Source organism: Pseudomonas sp. LFS044, from assembly GCF_047978245.1.
Lineage (GTDB): Bacteria > Pseudomonadota > Gammaproteobacteria > Pseudomonadales > Pseudomonadaceae > Aquipseudomonas.
Map to the genome: position 1 here is coordinate 58,640 of NZ_JBFPFX010000019.1, position 19,406 is coordinate 78,045.

General features: G+C 63.2%; 17 protein-coding genes. 8 read left to right on the forward strand and 9 right to left on the reverse strand.

Annotation, left to right across the window (positions count from 1 at the left end; genetic code table 11):
• Positions 1-534 precede the first annotated feature (534 nt).
• A complete protein-coding gene (locus ACNQPL_RS17160) occupies positions 535-1,968 on the forward strand; it encodes a PLP-dependent aminotransferase family protein (RefSeq protein WP_346612997.1) in 1,434 nt (477 codons plus the stop codon).
• Here ACNQPL_RS17160 and ACNQPL_RS17165 read toward each other — a convergent pair.
• Positions 1,961-3,157 carry a cyanate transporter gene (locus ACNQPL_RS17165; RefSeq protein ID WP_416467335.1) on the reverse strand — a complete coding sequence of 399 codons (1,197 nt, stop codon included), beginning with the start codon at positions 3,155-3,157 and terminating at the stop codon, positions 1,961-1,963. The two genes, ACNQPL_RS17160 and ACNQPL_RS17165, sit on opposite strands and share 8 nt — an antisense overlap.
• Positions 3,158-3,356: 199 nt before the next feature.
• On the opposite strand from ACNQPL_RS17165, the gene ACNQPL_RS17170 reads away from it, so the two are divergent.
• Together ACNQPL_RS17170 and ACNQPL_RS17175 are read left to right on the forward strand one after the other, a co-directional pair.
• Positions 3,357-3,794, forward strand: a complete 438-nt coding sequence (locus tag ACNQPL_RS17170; RefSeq protein ID WP_416467371.1) for a carboxymuconolactone decarboxylase family protein — start codon at positions 3,357-3,359, stop codon at positions 3,792-3,794.
• Positions 3,795-3,901: 107 nt separating this feature from the next.
• Positions 3,902-5,428 carry a catalase gene (locus ACNQPL_RS17175; protein ID WP_416467336.1) on the forward strand — a complete coding sequence of 509 codons (1,527 nt, stop codon included), beginning with the start codon at positions 3,902-3,904 and terminating at the stop codon, positions 5,426-5,428.
• Positions 5,429-5,486: 58 nt separating this feature from the next.
• Here ACNQPL_RS17175 and ACNQPL_RS17180 read toward each other — a convergent pair whose 3' ends face one another.
• Positions 5,487-6,497 (reverse strand): AraC family transcriptional regulator ligand-binding domain-containing protein, encoded by a 1,011-nt coding sequence (locus ACNQPL_RS17180; protein ID WP_416467337.1) that lies wholly within the window; start codon positions 6,495-6,497, stop codon positions 5,487-5,489.
• Between the two features lie 168 nt (positions 6,498-6,665).
• Between ACNQPL_RS17180 and ACNQPL_RS17185 the strand changes: the two genes are divergently transcribed.
• The 3 genes from ACNQPL_RS17185 to ACNQPL_RS17195 are packed head-to-tail and all read left to right on the forward strand — an operon-like array spanning position 6,666 to position 9,306.
• Entirely contained in the window at positions 6,666-7,850 is a 1,185-nt protein-coding gene (locus tag ACNQPL_RS17185; RefSeq protein WP_346612994.1) for an acetyl-CoA C-acyltransferase family protein, read from the forward strand.
• Between the two features lie 13 nt (positions 7,851-7,863).
• Positions 7,864-8,712: a 3-hydroxybutyryl-CoA dehydrogenase gene (locus tag ACNQPL_RS17190; protein WP_346612993.1), complete on the forward strand. Its 849-nt coding sequence runs from the start codon at positions 7,864-7,866 to the stop codon at positions 8,710-8,712.
• A 12-nt stretch (positions 8,713-8,724) separates the two neighbouring features.
• Positions 8,725-9,306: a TetR/AcrR family transcriptional regulator gene (locus ACNQPL_RS17195; RefSeq protein ID WP_346612992.1), complete on the forward strand. Its 582-nt coding sequence runs from the start codon at positions 8,725-8,727 to the stop codon at positions 9,304-9,306.
• Positions 9,307-9,431: 125 nt separating this feature from the next.
• Here the strand turns inward: ACNQPL_RS17195 and ACNQPL_RS17200 are convergent, their stop codons facing one another.
• From ACNQPL_RS17200 to ACNQPL_RS17220, 5 genes are read right to left on the reverse strand one after another with little or no spacing between them, the layout of a single operon-like run.
• Positions 9,432-9,809, reverse strand: a complete 378-nt coding sequence (locus ACNQPL_RS17200) for a response regulator (protein ID WP_176511937.1) — start codon at positions 9,807-9,809, stop codon at positions 9,432-9,434.
• Between the two features lie 47 nt (positions 9,810-9,856).
• Positions 9,857-11,083, reverse strand: coding sequence for a hybrid sensor histidine kinase/response regulator (locus tag ACNQPL_RS17205; RefSeq protein ID WP_346612991.1), 1,227 nt, complete (start codon positions 11,081-11,083; stop codon positions 9,857-9,859).
• Positions 11,077-11,652 carry a chemotaxis protein CheB gene (locus ACNQPL_RS17210; RefSeq protein WP_346612990.1) on the reverse strand — a complete coding sequence of 192 codons (576 nt, stop codon included), beginning with the start codon at positions 11,650-11,652 and terminating at the stop codon, positions 11,077-11,079. Before ACNQPL_RS17210 ends, ACNQPL_RS17205 begins: the two co-directional genes overlap by 7 nt.
• Complete coding sequence (locus ACNQPL_RS17215; protein ID WP_346612989.1) at positions 11,649-12,470, reverse strand: CheR family methyltransferase; 822 nt, start codon at positions 12,468-12,470, stop codon at positions 11,649-11,651. The genes ACNQPL_RS17210 and ACNQPL_RS17215 overlap by 4 nt, the downstream gene beginning before the upstream one ends.
• Complete coding sequence (locus tag ACNQPL_RS17220; protein ID WP_416467338.1) at positions 12,467-15,934, reverse strand: response regulator; 3,468 nt, start codon at positions 15,932-15,934, stop codon at positions 12,467-12,469. Before ACNQPL_RS17220 ends, ACNQPL_RS17215 begins: the two co-directional genes overlap by 4 nt.
• 249 nt (positions 15,935-16,183) lie before the next feature.
• Here ACNQPL_RS17220 and ACNQPL_RS17225 point away from each other — a divergent pair, with 249 nt between their 5' ends.
• Positions 16,184-16,534: a response regulator gene (locus tag ACNQPL_RS17225; protein ID WP_346612987.1), complete on the forward strand. Its 351-nt coding sequence runs from the start codon at positions 16,184-16,186 to the stop codon at positions 16,532-16,534.
• A gap of 50 nt (positions 16,535-16,584) precedes the next feature.
• Here ACNQPL_RS17225 and cobF read toward each other — a convergent pair whose 3' ends face one another.
• On the reverse strand, positions 16,585-17,334 hold the full coding sequence (gene cobF, locus ACNQPL_RS17230; protein WP_416467339.1) for a precorrin-6A synthase (deacetylating): 750 nt from the start codon (positions 17,332-17,334) through the stop codon (positions 16,585-16,587).
• 65 nt (positions 17,335-17,399) lie between these two features.
• Positions 17,400-18,689: an OprD family porin gene (locus ACNQPL_RS17235; RefSeq protein ID WP_416467340.1), complete on the reverse strand. Its 1,290-nt coding sequence runs from the start codon at positions 18,687-18,689 to the stop codon at positions 17,400-17,402.
• Positions 18,690-19,044: 355 nt separating this feature from the next.
• Here ACNQPL_RS17235 and ACNQPL_RS17240 point away from each other — a divergent pair, with 355 nt between their 5' ends.
• On the forward strand, positions 19,045-19,404 hold the full coding sequence (locus ACNQPL_RS17240; protein WP_346612984.1) for a histone-like nucleoid-structuring protein, MvaT/MvaU family: 360 nt from the start codon (positions 19,045-19,047) through the stop codon (positions 19,402-19,404).
• The last annotated feature ends 2 nt before the right edge of the window (positions 19,405-19,406 follow it).

A 19,406-nucleotide genomic window follows, 5' to 3' on the forward strand; every position in this document is an offset into this window, starting at 1 on the left:
TGGATCTGCTCAAACACATCAGAACCGACGCGCTTTTGGCTTTTGGCTTTGCGAGCATATCCATTCGCGATGGCGGCGCTGAGTCACCTTTCCGCCCTTACGGCGGGTTACTTTGGTCTTGGCCAAAGTAACCAAAACCGCCCGCTCCCATCATCCGGCCCCTACGCTTCGCTCCGGGGTTCCCTCGCTCCGGCCTTGCTCCCGGGAGGACCGCGCCCACGGCCCATCCATGGGCCGAAGCGCTTGCCGGGCATCCTGCCCGTCACCTCCCTCCGCAAGACCTCCACTCGGCCTCCTGAAGTCGCAATCTATGTCGTCTGGACTATTGCGCGCTTAGAAGCAAAAGCAAAAGCAAAAGCCAAAGCCAGAGCCAGAGCCAGAGCCAGAGCCAGAGCCAGTTAAAGACTGTTACCTATGTGCGTGCACTCCCCTGTAACCCATGTGGGTCGGTCATACCGACTGCGGGGTTGAGGGCAGCACCAGAATTTTGCAAAGTTCCGCTATCCTCAGCACTCTCGCGCCCCGGACACCATCATGGAACTGCACATTCGCCTGGAAGGCCGAAAAGGCTTGGCCGACCAGCTCTACCAACAATTGCGCGCCGGCATCGACAGTGGCCACCTCGCCGCCGGCACCCAACTGCCACCCACCCGCCTGCTGGCCGAACAACTCGGCGTGTCACGCAAAACCGTGGCCGAAGCCTATTCGCGCCTGACCTACGACAACCTCCTCAGTGGCGTTGTCGGCCGCGGCACCTTCATCACCCCACGCCAGCCAGTGCGCAGCAGCGAATCACAAACCGTGCCCCTCGCCGCCGCAGCCTCGCTGGACCGCTGGCAACAACGCGCCACCGTACTCGCCAGACGCACCCATGAAGCACCCTCGCGGTACGACTTCGTAGGCGGCGCCTCGATCAAGTCGCAATTCCCGTTCGACCACTGGCGCAGCTGCCTGAACTACGCCCTGCGCCGCAGCCAGCGCCACCCCGAACGACAGTTCCAGGCCCAAGGCCTGCCCGAGCTGCGCGAAGCCATCGCCCACCACATCGCCTTCGCCCGCGGCGTGCATTGCAGCGCCGCCGATATCCTGGTGTGCAACGGCGCCCAACAGGCGCTGGACCTGATTGCCCGGGTGCTGATCGAACCCGGCTGCCCGGTGGCCATGGAAGACCCCGGCTACCCGCCCGCACGCCAGCTGTTCCTGGCCCTCGGTGCACGCCTGCAATCAGTACCCGTGGACGATCAAGGTATGTGCGTGGAGCAGATCGCCGACGGCACCCGGCTGATCTACGTGACCCCCTCGCACCAGTTCCCGCTCGGCATGCCCATGAGCGAACCACGCCGCCAAGCGTTGCTGGCCAGGGCCGCCGAGCTCGGCGCGCTGATCATCGAAGACGACTACGACTGTGAGTTCCGCTACCAAGGCCCACCTTCCGAAGCCCTGCAGCGCCTCGACCAGCATGGCCTGGTGGCCTACGTCGGCACCTTCTCCAAGACCCTGCTGCCAGAACTGCGCCTGGGCTATGCGGTGCTGCCACCGGCCGTGCTCGGCGCTGCCTGCGTGGCCAAGCACCTGAGCGACTGGCACAGCCCGACGCTGCTGCAGTGGGCGCTGGCGCGGTTTATCAGCGAAGGGCACCTGAGCAAGCACATCCGCCGCTGCCACGACATCTACAGTGCCCGCCGCGCGCGCATCCTGGCGCGGCTGGAGGGCGACCTGGCGCCGTGGTTCGAGGCCGTGCCGGCCAGTGCCGGGTTCCACCTCAGCGCCCTGGCGCAAGCCGGCGTAGATATCGAGCTGCTGGCCAACCTCGCCCGCAAGGTCGAAGTCGGCCTCTACTCGCTGGCGCCTTTCTTCAGTGAAGTGCCAGTGCGGCCTGGGCTGGTGTTCGGCTTTGGCGCCATCGAAGTGCTGGATATCGACCCGGCGCTGGACCGCGTACGCGATACGTTGCAGCGCCTCAGTTGACGGCGGCTGCCTTGCCGCCCTGGCGTGGCCGCGCAATCGCGGCGGCATAGCCGCGTGGTGCGAAACACGCGGTCACCAGCAGCATCGCCAGCACCGTGACGGTCAATAGCGTCCATGACGCCTGGAAGTCACCACTGACGTCACGCAACCAACCGGTGATGTACGGCACGATGCCCGTGATGATGAAGCCGATCCCCTGCACGAACGCCGCCAGGCTCCCTGCCCCACCGGGTGTTTTCAGGTGCTCGAGCGTCAAGGTCAGACTCAGGCTGAAGCACGCACCCAGGCCAAAACCGATCATCGCCACCCACACGCCCATTGCCGCTGCCGGCGCCAGCAACAAGCCCAGAAAGCCCATCAGCTGCACCGACAATGCCAGCCAAAGCCCAGGCCGACGGTCCGCCAAGCGCCGCAGCAGCAACGGCAAGCCGAGCGCGCCTGCGACCTGGAAGAGGGTCATCAGGCCCACCAGGTCACCACCGCCCTGGGCCGTGCCGCCATGTTCCAGGTGATAGGCCGGCAGCCAGGCGACCATGCTGGTGTAACCGCCGTTGATCAGGCCAAAGTACAGCGCCAGCAGCCATGCCCGGCGCGTGCCGAACCAATGCCCCTCGGCAGCCCCTGCCAGCTTGGGCGCCGCTTCACGCGGGCGCAGCACTGCCCAGGCAAGCACGGCCAGCACAGCGGGAATCGCCCACAGGCCGAGGCCTGCCTGCCAATGGCCGAAATAACCACTGATGTGTGGGCCAAGCACCGCAGCCAGCCCACCGCCGCTCATCAAGGCCGCCGAATACAGGCCCATGGTCCCTGCAAGGCGATGGGGGAACCAGCGGTTGACCAGCCCCGGCATCATGCCCTGCACCACCGCCACACCCAACCCGGCCAGCACCGCACTGGCAATCAGCGCCCAGGCGCTGTCCAGCTGCAGCCGCCACAGGCAGGCCAGGCTGATAGCCGCCAGCCCACCTAGCATGCCGCCGTGCTCACTGACCCAGCGGCGCAGCCATGGCTGCAGCAACGGCACCAGGCCCATGCACAGCACCGGCAGCGCGGTCAGCAGTGCGGCTTGCTGGTAACCCAGGCCGGTACTGGCGCGCATCGGTTCGAGCAGCGGGCCAATGCTGGTCAGTATGGGTCGCAAATTCAGCGCCAACAGCAGCACCAACAGCAAATTCAAAGCACCTCTCATTACGCGATCGCCTGTTTCCATAGTCAGGAGATTATCCCGCTTCGCCAGGCGGGGCAGAAATGAAGAGATTGGATGCACATCAGTGGGCACCTGAATGGTGCAATTGGCCTCCCGGCAATGCGCAGAATTGGCTATCGGCCCGATGAACGGGTGGCGCTAAGGTAGCGCCATGTCCAACCCACATTCCTTGGAGATCGCCATGCATAACCGTATCGAATGGGCCAGACACTCACCCGAAGCCTACAAAGCCATGATCGGCCTGGAACAGGCCCTGGCCAAGAGCGGCCTGGAGAACTCGCTGCTGGAGCTTGTGCGCCTGCGCGCTTCGCAAATCAACGGCTGCGCCTACTGCGTCAACATGCATGCCAATGACGCCCGCAAGGCCGGCGAGACCGAGGCGCGCTTGCAGACCTTGGCCGTGTGGCAGGAAACGCACTTTTTTACACCGCGTGAACGTGCGGCGCTGGCTTGGGTCGAGAGCCTTACCCGTCTGCCAGAGCGCGGTGCGCCCCAACCGGAGTATGAGGCACTGCAGGAATATTTCGAGCCAGCCGAGGTGGTCAACCTGACCCTGGCCATCGCCACCATCAATGCCTGGAACCGGTTTGGCGTGGGCTTTGCCATGGTTCCGGCATGATTTGCCTGGAGTGAAACATCAGACAACACGCGGAGGACTCTGCTGACAGTGTCATCCAGGCGGCGTTATTAGCATCGGGGCTCCAATAACGAGCCGTGAGCCACCCCATGCTAATAACCCGCCTGCCCTCATCTGCCTCAGTTCTGTTATGCGCCGCACTTCTTGCACCTGCGGCGCTGGCCCAACCCCTCACCCGAGACAATGGCGCACCCGTTGGTGACAACCAGCATTCCCAGACTGCCGGCGCCACAGGCCCGACGCTGTTGCAAGACGTTCAATTGATCCAGAAGCTCCAGCGCTTCGACCGCGAGCGGCTCCCGGAGCGCGTGGTCCATGCACGTGGTACAGGCGCCCACGGCGAATTCACCGCCTTCGAAGACCTTTCCGCACTCACCCTGGCGCCGCTGTTCACGCCTGGTCAAAAGACGCCGGTATTCGTCCGTTTCTCTTCGGTGATTCACGGTCTGCACTCGCCCGAGACCCTGCGTGACCCGCGTGGCTTCGCCACCCGTTTTTACTCCAGCACCGGCAACTGGGACCTGGTAGGCAACAATTTCCCGACCTTCTTCATACGTGATGCGATCAAGTTCCCGGATATGGTGCATGCCTTCAAACCCGACCCGCGTAACAACCTGGCCAATGACGCCCGGCGCTTCGATCTGCTCTCGCACATGCCGGAAGCCACCCGTACCCTGACACTGCTCTACTCCAACGAGGGAACGCCCAGGAGCTACAGGCATATGGATGGCAACAGCGTCCACGCCTACAAGTTCGTCAATGCCCAAGGTGAAGCCACCTACGTGAAGTTTCGTTGGCAGAGCTTGCAGGGCCGAGAAAACCTCACACCCAAGGCAGTCGAACAGATTCAGGCAAAGCACTTCAGCCACATGACCCAGGACCTGGTCAGCGCGATTGGTCGCGGCGACTATCCCAAGTGGGATCTCTATATCCAGACCCTGCGCCCGGAGCAGTTGACCCAGTTCGAATTCGATCCGTTGGATGCCACCAAAATCTGGCCTGAAGTGCCCGAGCGCCGAGTAGGTCAGATGGTGCTCAACCGCAATGTCGGCAACTTCTTCCAGGAAACCGAGCAAGTCGCCCTGGCGCCTTCCAACTTGATACCGGGCATCGAACCGTCCGAGGACCGCTTGCTGCAAGGCAGGCTGTTTTCCTACGCCGATACCCAGATGTACCGGGTCGGCGCCAATGCTGCGGCCCTGCCGATCAACCAGCCGCGCGCAGCCGTCAACAATGGTAACCAGGATGGTGCGCTCAACCCCGGGCGCACCCGTGGCATGGTCAACTACGAACCCAGCCGACTGCAGCCACGCACCACCACGGTTTCAGCTCGATATAGCCAACTACCGTTGAGCGGGACTACCCAGCAGCAGGGCATGGCAAAGCAGCAGAACTTCAAACAGGCGGGTGACTTGTACCGCTCTTACAGCAAAGGCGAGCAACGTGACCTGGTGAACAGCTTCGGTCAATCACTCGTCGACGCCGATGACGACAGCAAGCACATCATCTTGTCGTTCTTGTACAAGGCTGATGCCGAATATGGCGCGGGGGTGGCCAAAGTAGCCAAGGGCGACTTGAAGCGCGTCAAGGCGCTGGCGGCAAACCTGGAAGACTGAAGCTTGAGCCAATGGCCCTTGCGCGGCGGTCCTGCGCGAAAGGGCCTTACGGTTAACGCTATCGCCCCGCCAACCGGGCCCGGTAGCTCCCCGGGCTCTGCCCTGTCCACTTCTTGAATGCCCGGTGAAACGCACTGGGTTCCTGAAACCCTGCCTGCTCGGCAATTTCAGCAACGCTCATCACCCCCTCACGCAAGCGCTCGAACGCCATCGCCCGGCGTACCTCATCCTTGATCTGCTGATACGAACGCCCCTCGCGCTCCAGTTGCCGGCGGAACGTGCTGGCACTGATGCCCTGTTGCCTGGCAAGCGCCTCCAGGGTGGGCCATTGCCCGTAACGCCGTGCACGCAGGTGCCGGTATACCTCGGCGACCAGGCCGCCCTGGTTGCGAAAGCGGATCACCAACCCTTGGGGTGCGCTGCGCAGGAAGGTCTTGAGGCTGCTCAAGTCCTGCACCACCGGCAGGCGCAGGCAGGCGCTGTCGAATTCGACCTCGGTACGCCCGCTGCCCAGCCGCAAATCAGGCCCCCATAACAGCAGGTCGTCGTCCTGGGCAGGGCGCGCGACCGCAAGCTCGGTGCGGTGGATGGCAATGCGCCGCCCGGCCAGCCAGCACAGCAGGCCGATCACCAGCACCAGGTAGGTTTCTTCGGCGTAGACTCGGGTGGATGGGTCGGCAATCTGCGACTGCACGCTGATCACCGCCCGCCCGGCCCGCACCGTCAGGCTGCCACGCAGGTCACGCAGGAACAGGGCAAAATTGCCCATGCACTGACGCAGGGCCTTTTCCAGGTTCGGCTCCTGGATCAGGCCGCGGCAGATCAGTGCAAAGCTGCCCAGCGGCATGCCATGGCTGTCGAGGCGAAAGAACTCATCGTCCAGCACGTGGATCAGTGTCAGCCACAGCTGAGCGAACGCCTTGGCAGGCACGCGGGCCTGGGCCTGCCCAAGCAGCGCCGGGTCGATGCCCACCGCGCGCAGGTGCGCATCGCGGACCTCGGGCTGGCCCCGCAGGGCGTGGAGCATGGCGTTCAGGAAGTACACGGCGACCGTGTCGCTATCGCGCATGGCGGTATTCACTGTCTATGCTGAGTGGCAAAAAGTGCCAGGTTGACTGAACAGATCCGGCATAGGCTGCAACAGCGCCTTTGCCTAGACTCGGACCCCATCCGGGATCGCCGGCCATTCTCGCAGAGCCTGGCCCGCTCCCGCCATGCCTACGCAATCGGAGCCTCTATGAGCAGCGCAGAAATCTACGTGGTCAGTGCCGTCCGTTCCGCCATCGGTGGCTTTGGCGGTTCGCTCAAGGACCTGCCCCTGGCCGACCTGGCCACCTCCATCAGCCGCGCCGCCATCGAGCGTTCGGGCGTGGCCGCCGAGCACATCGGCCACGTGGTCATGGGCACCGTGATCCCTACCGAACCGCGGGATGCTTACCTGTCGCGGGTTGCCGCGATGAACGCCGGCATCCCCAAGGAAACGCCGGCCTTCAACGTCAACCGCCTGTGCGGCTCGGGCCTGCAGGCGATCGTTTCGGCCACCCAGTGCCTGCTGCTCGGTGATGCCGACGTGGCCCTGGCCGCCGGGGCCGAGTCCATGAGCCGCGGCCCTTACCTGCTGCCGCAAGCCCGCTGGGGCGCGCGCATGGGCGACCTGCAAGGCATCGACTACACCGTTGGTGTGCTGCAGGACCCCTTCGAACACTTCCACATGGGCATCACCGCAGAAAACGTCGCCGCCAAGCACGGCATCACCCGCGAAATGCAGGATGAACTGGCCCTGACCAGCCAACGCCGCGCGGCGCGCGCCATTGCCGAGGGCCGTTTCGACAGCCAGATCGTCCCGGTGGAGCTGAAAACCCGCAAAGGCACGGTGCAGTTCGCCGTGGACGAGCATGTGCGCGGCGATGTGACCGCCGAGCAGCTGGCCGGCATGAAGACCGTGTTCAAGAAAGACGGCACGGTGACCGCCGGCAACGCCAGCGGTATCAACGACGGTGCGGCCGGCCTGGTGTTGGCCACCGGTGACGCCGTGCGCCGCCTGGGGCTCAAGCCGCTGGCACGCCTGGTGGGTTATGCCCACGCCGGTGTCGAACCGGAACTGATGGGCCTGGGCCCGATCCCGGCCACGCGGAAGGTGCTGGAGAAAACCGGCCTGAAGCTCAGCGACCTGGACGTGATCGAGTCCAACGAAGCGTTCGCCGCCCAGGCCTGCGCCGTGGCCCGCGCACTGGACTTCGACCCGGAGAAGGTCAACCCGAACGGTTCGGGCATTTCCCTGGGCCACCCGGTCGGCGCCACCGGGGCGATCATCGCCACCAAGGCCATCCATGAACTGCAGCGCATCCAGGGCCGCTACGCGCTGGCCACCATGTGCATTGGCGGCGGCCAGGGCATCGCCGTTGTCTTCGAGCGCGTTTGAGGGAATGGGCACCATGAGCATTGAACAGATCGCCGTGATCGGCGCCGGCACCATGGGCAACGGCATCGCGCAGGTGTGCGCGGTGGCCGGCTACCCGGTGTTGCTGGTGGATGTGTCCGACGCCGCGCTGGAGCGGGGCGCGGCCACCCTGGGCAAGAACCTGGAGCGCCAAGTCAACAAAGGCACCCTCGATGCCGAGCGCGCCACGGCAGCGAAAGCACGCATCCGCACCACCACCGACTACGCGCAGTTGAATACTGCGCAACTGGTGATCGAGGCGGCCACCGAAAACCTGCAACTCAAGCAGCGCATCCTGCAACAGGTAGCCTCGAACGTGGCGGCCGATTGCCTGATCGCCACCAACACCTCGTCGCTGTCGGTCACCCAGCTGGCGGCCAGCATCGAGCACCCCGAGCGGTTCATCGGTGTGCATTTCTTCAACCCGGTGCCGATGATGGCGCTGGTAGAGATCATCCGCGGCCTGCAGACCAGCGACAGCACCTACGCCCAGGCACTGCTGGTCACCGAGAAGCTCGGCAAGACGCCGATCACCGCTGGCAACCGCCCGGGTTTTGTGGTCAACCGCATTCTGGTGCCGATGATCAACGAAGCGATCTTCGTGCGCCAGGAAGGCCTGGCCAGTGCCGAGGACATCGACACCGGCATGCGCCTGGGCTGCAACCAGCCGATCGGCCCGCTGGCGCTGGCCGACCTGATTGGCCTGGACACCTTGCTGGCGATCATGGAGGCCTTCCACGAGGGCTTCAGCGACAGCAAGTACCGCCCTGCCCCGCTGCTCAAGGAAATGGTCGCGGCCGGTTGGCTGGGGCGCAAGACCGGCCGCGGTTTCTTCACCTACTGAGGAGCGACCAGCATGCCCCCAGTCAACGCCGCGATGCGCTGTGCCAGCTTTGAAGAGCGGCGTGATCTGGCCCTGGCGCTGTTCGCCGAGAAAGGCTTCGGCCAGGTGAGCATGCGCGAACTGGCGGCGCATGTGGGGTTGACTGCAGGTTCGCTGTACCACCACTTTCCCAGCAAGCAGGACCTGCTTTACGACTTGATCGAGGAGTTGTACGAGGAGTTGCAGGCCACCCTGGAGCTTGGCCGCAGGGCGATGGCCCGCGGCGGTTCGGCGCTGTCCTGCCTGATTGCTGCGCATTGGCAATTGCACGCCGAGCGGCCGCTGCAGTTTCGCCTGGCGGAGCGGGATTTCTGTTGCCTGAGCGAGGAGCAGCAAGGGCGCCTGGTTTCGTTGCGCAAGCGCTATGAAGCGGGGTTACTGCGCTTGATCGCGCCGCAGGCGAAGCTGCCGGGGCAAGCGTTGGTGGCGACGGCGCATGTGGTGGCGACGTTGCTGAACCAGTTGCCGGGGATGCTCAAGGCACTGCCGCAAAAGCAGGGTTTGGCGCTGATGGAGAGCATGCTGGTCGGTGGGATCGAGCGAACGCTTCGATAGCCCTTCAGGGCCTCTTCGCGGGGCAAGCCCGCTCCCACAGACTACCCCCAAGAAGTTGGACACCAATCCAACCTGGGGCAGCCCAGTCCGTGGGGGCGGGCTTGCCCCGCGAGAGGCCGCAAGCTTCAACGCAGCAGTGTCTGGATCTGCTGGTGCAAGGTATCCAGGTCGAACGGCTTGGCCAGGATCGGCGCCTTGCGCGCAATCGGGCTGCCCGACTCGAGGATCTCCGCCGGATACCCGCTGATGAAGATCACCTTCAGATCCGGTCGCAACTTCACTGCAGGCTCGGCGATCTCCACCCCGGAAATACCGCCGGGCAATCGAAAATCGGTCACCATCAAGTCCAGGTGCGGCTTGCTCGCCAGGATCGCGAATGCCTGCTCACCGTCTTCGGCCACCAGCACGTGGTAGCCCTCGCCTGCCAGGTAATCCCGCAGGATCATGCGAATCGCCGGTTCGTCCTCGACGACCAGCACCACATCTTGTGCATCTTCACTCATGACAACAACGCCTTGAAATTCATACAGTTGGCCATCTGACCCCAGGCTCAGGCAGAGGTTGCCCGCACCTGGTCGTTTTGTTCTGTCCGCCGCGTCAGCGGCAATTGCAGGCTGAACGTGGCACCCTTGCCCTCTTCACTCTCCACCTGAATCCGCCCGCCGTGGGCCTGCACGATCTGCTCCGAGATGTACAACCCCAACCCCAGCCCACCGCTGGCCTGTTGCGTGGCCACACGCTCGAACTGCTGGAAGATCCGCTGCTGGTTGGCCTCGCTGATCCCAATGCCGTGGTCCTGCACCTGCACCCAGGCACACTCCCCCTGCTCGAACACCCGCACCTCGACGGGTTGGCGTTCGCCATACCGCAACGCATTGGACAACAGGTTGGCCACCACTTGTTCAATCCGGAATTCATCCCACTCACCTTGCAGTGCCTCGCAGCGCTGCAGGTCGATGTGCGTGCCCAACGCCGCGGCCTGAGCACCGAAATTCTCCACCAGGCCACGCACCAGGGCGGCGAGGTCGAACAGCTTGGGCCGCAGCGACAGTTTACCGGTACGGATGCGCGAGACATCGAGCATGTCTTCGATCAGCCGAATCAGGCTGTTGATCTGCCGCTCGTCACGCTCGACCATGGCCTGCAGTTTGTCGGCGCTGAATGCGTCGTGGTTGCCACGGCTCAGGTGCATCTTGCGCAACTGGGTTTCGAGGATCAGGCCATTGAGCGGCGTGCGCACCTCGTGCGAGACAATCGACATGAAGTCATCGCGCATGCGCACGGCGTGCTCAAGCTCGCCGCGCGCCACCTGCAACTGGGTCAGCAGCAGTTCCTGCTCCTGGCGGCTGCGCTCCAAGGCCTGCAACTGCCGGTCGAGCACCTTGCGCTGGCGGTACAGGTCGACGAACACCGACACCTTGCTCTTCACCGCCAAGGTGTCGAGCGGCTTGTGCAGAAAATCCACCGCGCCGCTTTCGTAGCCCTTGAAGGCGTAGTTCATCTCACGCCCGGCCGCGGTGACGAAGACGATCGGAATATTGCGGGTCTTTTCCGTGCCGCGCATCAGCTCGGCCAGCTCGAAGCCGTTCATGCCCGGCATCTGCACGTCGAGGATGGCCAGGGCGAATTCGTGCTCAAGCAGCAACGACAATGCATCTTCGGCAGACTGCGCCTGGTGCACCTCGCGGTCCTCGCCCTTGATCAGGGCGTCGAGGGCCAGCAGGTTTTCCGGCAGATCGTCGACGATCAGCAGTTTGGCGGTGGTGAGGCTTAACATGCGCTGGCTTCCAGGGTAGCGAGCAATTGCCCGATACCGCTCAGAGTAAGAATATGGTCAGGCTGGTGCAGGGCCAGTGCGGCCTCCGGCATCAGCGCCACTTGGGCGTCGCGGGGGTCCTGGACCACAGTCCGGCCGCCGCTGTTCTTGATATGGGCAAGGCCTTTGGCGCCATCCTCATTGGCCCCGGTCAGCAGGATGCCGAGCAGGCCATCGCCGTAAGCGTCGGCCGCCGAGAAGAACAGGAAATCAATCGCCGGGCGGGAGAAGTGCACCGGGTCCTCCTGGCTCAGCGACAGGCTGAAGTCGTTTTCCACCGACAGGTGATAACCGGGCGTGGCTACGTAGATCAGCCCTGCCTCGATGGCCTGCTTGTCACAGGCCTCGCGCACCGGCCTGTTCAGGCGCCGCTGCAGCACTTCGGCCAACTGGCTGTGACGGTCGTCGGGCAGGTGCAGCACGCACACTACCGGCGTGACAAAGCCCGGCGGCAAGCCGCCGAGTACCTGGAACAACGCCTGCACGCCGCCCGCCGAGGCACCGATCACCACCGCACGAACGCCGTTCATGATTTGCGGAAGATCCGTTCGGGCTTGACCAACGGCTCGAAGCGATCGCTGTAAGCGGAGAAATCCACCGATTCCTTGCTGCCCAGCACCAGAAAACCGCGGTGGCACAAGGACTCATGGAACAGGCCCAAGGCCCGGTCCTGCAGGTCCTTGTTGAAATAGATCAGCACGTTGCGGCACGACACCAGCTGGGTTTCGGAGAACACGCTGTCGGTGGCCAGGCTGTGGTCGGCGAAGGTCACGTTGTCGCGCAGGGTGCTGTCCATGATGGCGTTGCCGTAGGCGGCGGTGTAGTACTCGGTGAAATCACGGCGGCCGCCGGCCAGGCGGTAGTTTTCCTCATACTCGCGCATGCTCTGCATCGAATAGATGCCCTGCTTGGCCTTGTCCAGCGAGCGCGGGTTGATGTCGGTGGCGTAGATGATGGTGCGCTCGAGCAGGCCTTCCTCACGCAAGAGGATAGCCATCGAGTACACCTCCTCGCCGGTGCTGCAGCCAGCGATCCAGATCTTGATCGAAGGCCAGGTGCGCAGCAGCGGCACCACTTCGTTGCGCAGGGCAAGGAAGTGGCTCGGGTCGCGGAACATCTCGCTGACCGGGATCGTCAGGAACTGCAGCAACTGCATGAACATGCCCGGGTCGTGCAGCACCCGCTCCTGCAGCGCCGACACCGTCAGGCAGTCGAACTGGCGCAGGGCGTGCAAGATGCGGCGCTTGATCGAAGCGCCGGAGTAGTTGCGAAAATCGTAGCTGTACTTGAGGTAGATCGCCTCGATCAGCAGCCGGATCTCGATGTCGGTGTTGCGCTCGCTAGTCAAATTCGCTCCAGTTGCGGCAGCCATACGCGGATCAACGAGAACAAGCGGTCCAGGTCGATCGGTTTGGCCAGGTAATCATTGGCGCCAGCCTGCAGGCATCGCTGCTGGTCATCCTTCATCGCCTTGGCGGTCACGGCGATGATCGGCAGCTTGCGCCAGCGCGGTTGCTGACGGATCAGCCGGGTAGCCTCGAAGCCGTCCATCTCGGGCATCATCACATCCATCAGCACCAGGTCGATGTCGTCATGCTGCTCCAGGCGCTCGATGGCCTCGCGCCCGTTGCGGCCGATCTCGACGATGGCGCCCTTGTGCTCCAGGGCGCTGGTCAGGGCGAAGATGTTACGCACATCGTCATCCACCAGCAGTATCTTGCGGCCCTCGAACACCTTGTCGCGGCTGCGTGCGGTCTTGAGCATGCGCTGGCGTTCATGGGACAACTGCGATTCGACTTTGTGCAGGAACAGCGTCACTTCGTCGAGCAGGCGCTCTGGCGAGCGGGCGCCCTTGATGATGATCGAGCGCGAGTACTTGAGCAGTTCGGTCTCTTCTTCGCGGGTGAGGTTGCGCCCGGTGTAGACGATCACCGGCGGGAAGGAACGGATGTCCTCGGCGGTCATGCGCTTGAGCAGTTCGTTGCCGAGCATGTCTGGCAGCTTGAGGTCGATGATCATGCAGTCGTAGATGTTTTCGCGCAGCAGCGCCAGGGCATCCTGGGCCATGGCCACGGCGGTGATCTCGATATCATCATCGCCGATCAGGCGGGCGATGCTCTCGCGCTGCAGGTCGTCATCTTCCACCAGCAGGATGTGCTTGAGCTTCTGCGTAAGCTTCGCTTCCAGGCGGCCGAACACCTCCTTGAGCTCTTCGCGGCTGGTCGGTTTGACCGCGTAACCCACTGCGCCCATGTGCATGGCCGCCTCGACGCGGTCTTCGACCGAAATGATGTGCACCGGGATGTGCCGGGTGCTGGCCAACTCCTTCAGGCGCTGCAGCACGGTCAGGCCGGAATGGTCGGGCAGGCGCATGTCCAGCAGGATCGCATCGGGGATGTACTGCGCGGCCAGCGCAAAGCCTTCGTCGGCGCCCTGGGCGACCAGGCAGCTGTAGCCCAGTTCATGGGCCAGGTCGAAGAGGATGCGGGCAAAGTTCGGTTCGTCTTCGATGACCAGGATGCAGCGGTTGCTGAACGGTGCCCGGTCGCGGTCATCGGCAAAGGCAGGTGCCAGCAGTTTGGGCGCCACAGCGCTGGCGATCTGGGGTGCCGGCGGCAGGCTGTCGACCGCAGGCCGCAGGCTGAGGGCCTCGACCTCTTCTGCCTCGGCCTCGTAACGCTCGGGCACGATCAGGCTGAACACGCTGCCCTGGCCAGGGCTGCTGTCGACGCTGATCTGCCCGCCCAGCAAGTGCGCCAGGTCGCGGGAAATGGACAGGCCAAGGCCGGTGCCGCCATAGCGACGGTTGCTGCTGCCGTCGACCTGGTGGAACGCACCGAAGATCGCCTGCTGCTGGTCTGCTGCGATACCGATGCCGGAATCGCGCACGGCGAACACGATGCCGGTGCCCGCCTGGTAGCTGATGGTCATGGTGACCTGGCCGTGGTCGGTGAACTTGATGGCGTTGGACAGCAGGTTCTTGAGGATCTGCTCCAGGCGCTGGCGGTCGGTGAACAGCGTGACCGGTACCTGCGGCTCGACCTTGACCTCGAAGGCCAGGCCCTTGTGCTCGGCCAGCGGCAGGAACATGCCGCGCAGGCCTTCGACCAAGCGCTCCAGCCGAGTGGTTTCGGGGCGCATTTCGAGCTTGCCGGCTTCGACCTTGGCGATGTCGAGGATGTCGTTGATCAAGTTCAACAGGTCGTTGCCGGCCGAATAGATCGACTCGGCAAACTTGATCTGTTCGGCACTGAGGTTGCCCTCACCGTTCTCGGCCAGCAACTTGGCCAGGATCAGCGAGCTGTTGAGCGGCGTGCGCAGCTCGTGGGACATATTGGCGAGGAACTCGGACTTGTACTTGCTCGAGCGTTGCAGGTCGTCGGCACGGGCCTGCAGTTCTTCCTGGGCCTGGCTCAGCTCGTCGTTCTTGCGGTCAAGGGCATCGGTGCGTTCGGACAGCTGCTCGTTGGTCTGCTCAAGCTCGGCCTGCTGGGTTTCCAGGTGCGCCTGGGACTCTTTGAGCACGCGCGATTGCTCTTCGAGCTCTTCGTTGGCGGTCTTGAGCTCTTCCTGCTGCACCTGCAGCTCTTCGTTGAGCTGCTGGGTTTCAGCCAGCACTTCCTGCAGGCGCTGGCGGTAACGGGCGCTTTCGATGGACATGCCGAGGTTGCCGCCGACCCGCTCCAGCAGTTCGTCGTCACGCTCCTGCAGCGGGCGCAGGAAGCCCAGTTCGATCACCCCGTTGATCTGGCCATCCTCGCTGGCCGGCATCAGCAAGGCGCTGCGCGGCAGGCCGCTGCCCAGGCCGGAACTCAGGCGGTAGTAGTCTTGCGGCAAGTCATCCAGGCGCAGCAGGCGGCCTTCACGGACCGCCTGGGCCAGCAGCCCGTCGTGGGCGGCCAGCACCTGTTCGCGGGCCTGCTCCTCGGCGTCCAGGCCATAGGTGGCCACGCGCACCAGGCGGCCATGGCCATCACGCACGTACAGGGCACCGACCACACTGCCCAGGTAGCTGGCGAAGAAGCGCAGGATGTTGTCACCCAGCATCGGCAGGGTCAGTTGCCCCAATACCTGTTCGGCCAGTTGGGTCTGGCCGTTGCGCAGCCACGCCTGGTGCTCCAGGCGTTCGGCCGAGCGCTGCTGGGCCTTGAGGTTGTCGTCATAACTGTTCGACAGTGCCAGCAGGTCACGGCGGCCCAGGTAGGCCAGCAGTGCGCTGAGGCCGACGATCAACAGCACGAAGGCGGAAATGGCCGTTACCGTGACGCTGCTGACCTTTTCGTTACGGGCCATGCGCAGTTGCTGCTCGGTGCCGACCAGGTCGTCGAACTCCTTGCGGATTTCATCGGTGATGCGCTTGCCGCGGCCATTGCCGACCGACTCACGGTAGTCACCGCCAGCGCGGCGCTGGTTGATCATTTCGTTGCCAAACTCGTTCCAGGCCTGCTGCAGGGCCACCAGCCGGTCGATGCGGTCAACCTGCTGCGGGTTGTCCTCGACCATGCCGCGCAGGCTCTGCAGGCTGCCGATGATCTTCGGCTTGGCCACCTCGTAGGGGTCGAGGAAGCGCTCGTCGCCGGTGATCAGGAAGCCGCGCATGCCGGTTTCCATGTCGATCGACAGCTTGACCGTTTCGTTGGCATTACCGATCACCCGATCGGTGTGCTCGACCCATTGCATGGCCGACAGCAGGTAGCTGATCACCGCGACAAAGGCCACGGCGCCCAGCAAGCCTACCCCCAAAGGCAGGCCAACGTTGCGGCTCAACAGCTTGCGAAAGCTTTGCTGGTCCATCGAGGCAGCTTGAATCATGTGAAAACGCCCGAGCGAAAAAAAGTCCATAGAACGGTGTGGCGAAAACGCCAGATTTACCTGCCGCCGCACTCACCGATTATCAGCGATTCTAACCAGCTTTAGCGGCTGAGGCAGGGCATTTAGCCAGTATTTGAAGACTGCGTTCGCCAATCGTTCCCTCCAATTGCAACGATCGGTATCCTCAGGGAACTTCTGCCGCCACCCGGCGCACAGAATAAAGACATTCTTCTGGTACAGGATCAAACAATGCACCTCTTGGTAGTCGAAGATGACGACATCGTCCGTATGCTGATGGTCGAAGTGCTCGACGAACTGGGCTATGCGGCGATCGAGGCGGACTGCGCCAGCGCTGCGCTCAAAATCCTTGAAGACCCGCAACAGCCGCTGGCGCTGCTGATGACTGACGTGGGCCTGCCGGACATGCGCGGCGAAGAACTGGCCGCCAAGGCCCGTGCACTGCGGCCAGTGTTGCCGGTGTTGTTTGCCAGCGGTTATGCCGAAAGCCTCAACGTGCCGGAGGGCATGCACATGATTGGCAAGCCGTTCAGCATTGATCAGCTGCGTGACAAGGTGGTCGCCATTCTGGGCAAGTCCTGAGTAAACAGTGGATTCTTCGCGGGCAAGCCCGCGAAGGGGCCCACGCAGCGCTACGATTCTCGCCGCAACAGGTAAGTATCCATGATCCACCCCTTGCGCGCCCTCGCCTCCTCCCGCACTTCAAGGATCCGCGCCTTGACCGCCTGCAATGGCCCGGCAATCAGCAGCTCGTCGTCCGTGCCCAGGTAAGCCCCCCAGTAGATCACCAGCCCAGGGTCATCGAGCGCGGCAAACGCGCACTGCCCATCGAGCATCACCACCACATTGTCCAGGCGCCCCTGCTCCGCCAGGCGGCGTCCTGGCAACACGACCAACGGTTCGCCGATACGGTTGAGCGGCACCTGATGGCGCGCCGCCAGCGCCTGAACACTGCTGATGCCGGGGATCACCTGCAAACGCAGCGACAGGCCGCATTCGCGGAGCCGCTGAAGAATGCGCAGGGTACTGTCATACAGGCCCGGCTCGCCCCAGAGCAGAAAGGCGCCAATGTCGCCGCTGGCCATCTCATCCGTGATCAGCCGGGCATACAGCGCGGCACGCTGACGGTGCCAATCCTGAACCGACGCCACATAATCACTGGCCTCGCCATCGCGCTGCGGGTCCGCTACCTGCACCAGGCGATAGCCGCCTTCAGGCCGATAGCGTTCCAGGATGGCCTTGCGCAGCCGCACCAGTTCGTCCTTGTCCGTGCCCTTGTCGAGCACGAAGAACAGCGTGGCGCGGCGCAGCGCCTCGACCGCCTCATAGGTCACCTGGCGAGGGTCGCCCGGGCCGATACCAATCAGCAACAGGTCTTTCATCACAGCGCCCTGGACAATAACCAGCTGCCATTGTCGGCCGGCTACGGGTGTTTGGCAAAGCGCGCTTAGAAGATCGCGAAGTTGTAGCTGACGATCACCCGCGTCTCGTCCATATCGCGTGCCCACTTCTCATAGTTGCTGCGGTACGTGGAGTTACGCAGGCGCACGCTGACATCTTTGAAGGTGCCGGTTTGCACCTGGTACTTGAACTCGGTATCGCGTTCCCATTCCTTGCCTTCGGCGTTACTGCCCGGGACCTTGATGTGGTCGCCGTTGATGTAGCGGGTGAAGAACGTCAGCCCGGGCACGCCGAGGGCCTTGAAGTCGTAGTCGTAACGCAGCTGCCAGGAGCGCTCCTGGGCGGCGGCGAAGTCGTTGACCTGCGCATAGTTGACCAGGTACGGGTTGCTGCCATCGAGGTACGGCATGGCACTTTCGCCATACATGCGTTGCCAGCCGGCGCTGATCTTGTGCCCGCCCAGGCTGTAGCCGAGCATGCCGCTGAAGGCGCGATGGTCGATCTCGCCAGCGCGGGCGTTGCCGATGTCGTCACTTTTGATCAGGCGCAGGTCGGCCGAAAGGCTGCCGAGCGCGAGCGGCTGGCTGGCCACCAGGCCAAGAAAGTGCTGGCGGTAGATGTTTTCCAGCTTGGCCACCTGATACTGGGCGCTGAGCCGGTCATTGAAGCGGTAATCCAGGCCGGCCAAATCAAAGTGGTCGGCTTCGATATCGCAGGCATAACGCTTGTTCTTGCAGTGCACGCGAATGTCTTGGCGATCAGTGGAATCTCGCGCGGTGTATTTGTTCAGGCGGGCCAGGGTGAACTTCAGGTCATGGCGTTCTTCGGACGTGAGCATGGCGCCGTGGAACATAGTCGGCAACAGGCGGCCATCGTTGTATTTCAACAGCGGCACATCCGGCATCATCGAACCGTACTTGAGCACGGTGTTGGACACCTTGACCTTGGCGGCCAGGCCCATCTTCGCATACTGGTCGGCAGCGTGCCGTGGGTCATGACCTGTAGACGGCAGCAAGCCGCTGTTACTGTCCGCCGGGCTGGAGTCGAGCTTGAAACCGAACATGCCCAGCGCATCCACGCCAACGCCTACCGGGCCTTGGGTATAACCGGACTGGACATTGAGAATGAAACCTTGCGCCCATTCTTCGCGCTTGGACGCACCCTGGCTGGAACTGCTGTGGCCGTCACGGAAGTCCCGGTTGAAATAGACATTGCGCGCTTCAACCTTGGCACTGCTGTCTTCTAGGAAACCGGCGGCCTGGGCATGCGCGCCAGCACACAACAGCAACAGGCCGGCAACACGGCGCCCGGGGGCGAGAGGAAGGGGGGCAAACATGCGAGGGAAGATCCAAAGTCAGGCGAAAAAACAATACGGGGCAACGCTGTGCCACGCTGATGCGACGCGGCCGAAGAGCATTCAGCCATCATCTGAAATGATCGCGCACAGGCTCTGGAATACACCATTGGACCATGGTCTACAGGCACTGGAGTGGGCAGCGAGAAACGCTCGAAGCCACCGCTCGGAAAACTTGTAAAGTTCCCGTCTTACTTGGAAAAGTTTGCGGTTTACCCAACTGCTACTAATGTCTACACTCGATATCAGCGAACAGTTTTACCCACCCGCGTGGCCGGCGTTAATTCGCTTCAATGTTCGTCGCGCCTGCCACGGATGACGTACAGGAGTGATTACAGTGTCCAGACTTGCAGAGTTTCGTGCTGCCGAAAAAGCGCTCCAGGAACAGATGGCTCAACTGGAGGCGCTGAAAAAGGATGCCGGCCTAAAACGCGAAATCGAATTCGAGCAGAAACTAGTCGGCCTGATGAAAAGCTATGACAAAGGTCTGCGCGATATCATCGCCATTCTCGACCCGAAGGCCGTTACCCGCGGCGCAGCCAGCGCCCCGAAACAGCAGCGCCGTGCGCGCGTGGTGAAAGTGTATGAAAACCCGCACACCGGCGAGCTGATCGAGACCAAAGGTGGTAACCACCGAGGCCTCAAGGCGTGGAAAGAACAGTATGGCGCCGGCACGGTGGAAAGTTGGCTACGCTGATG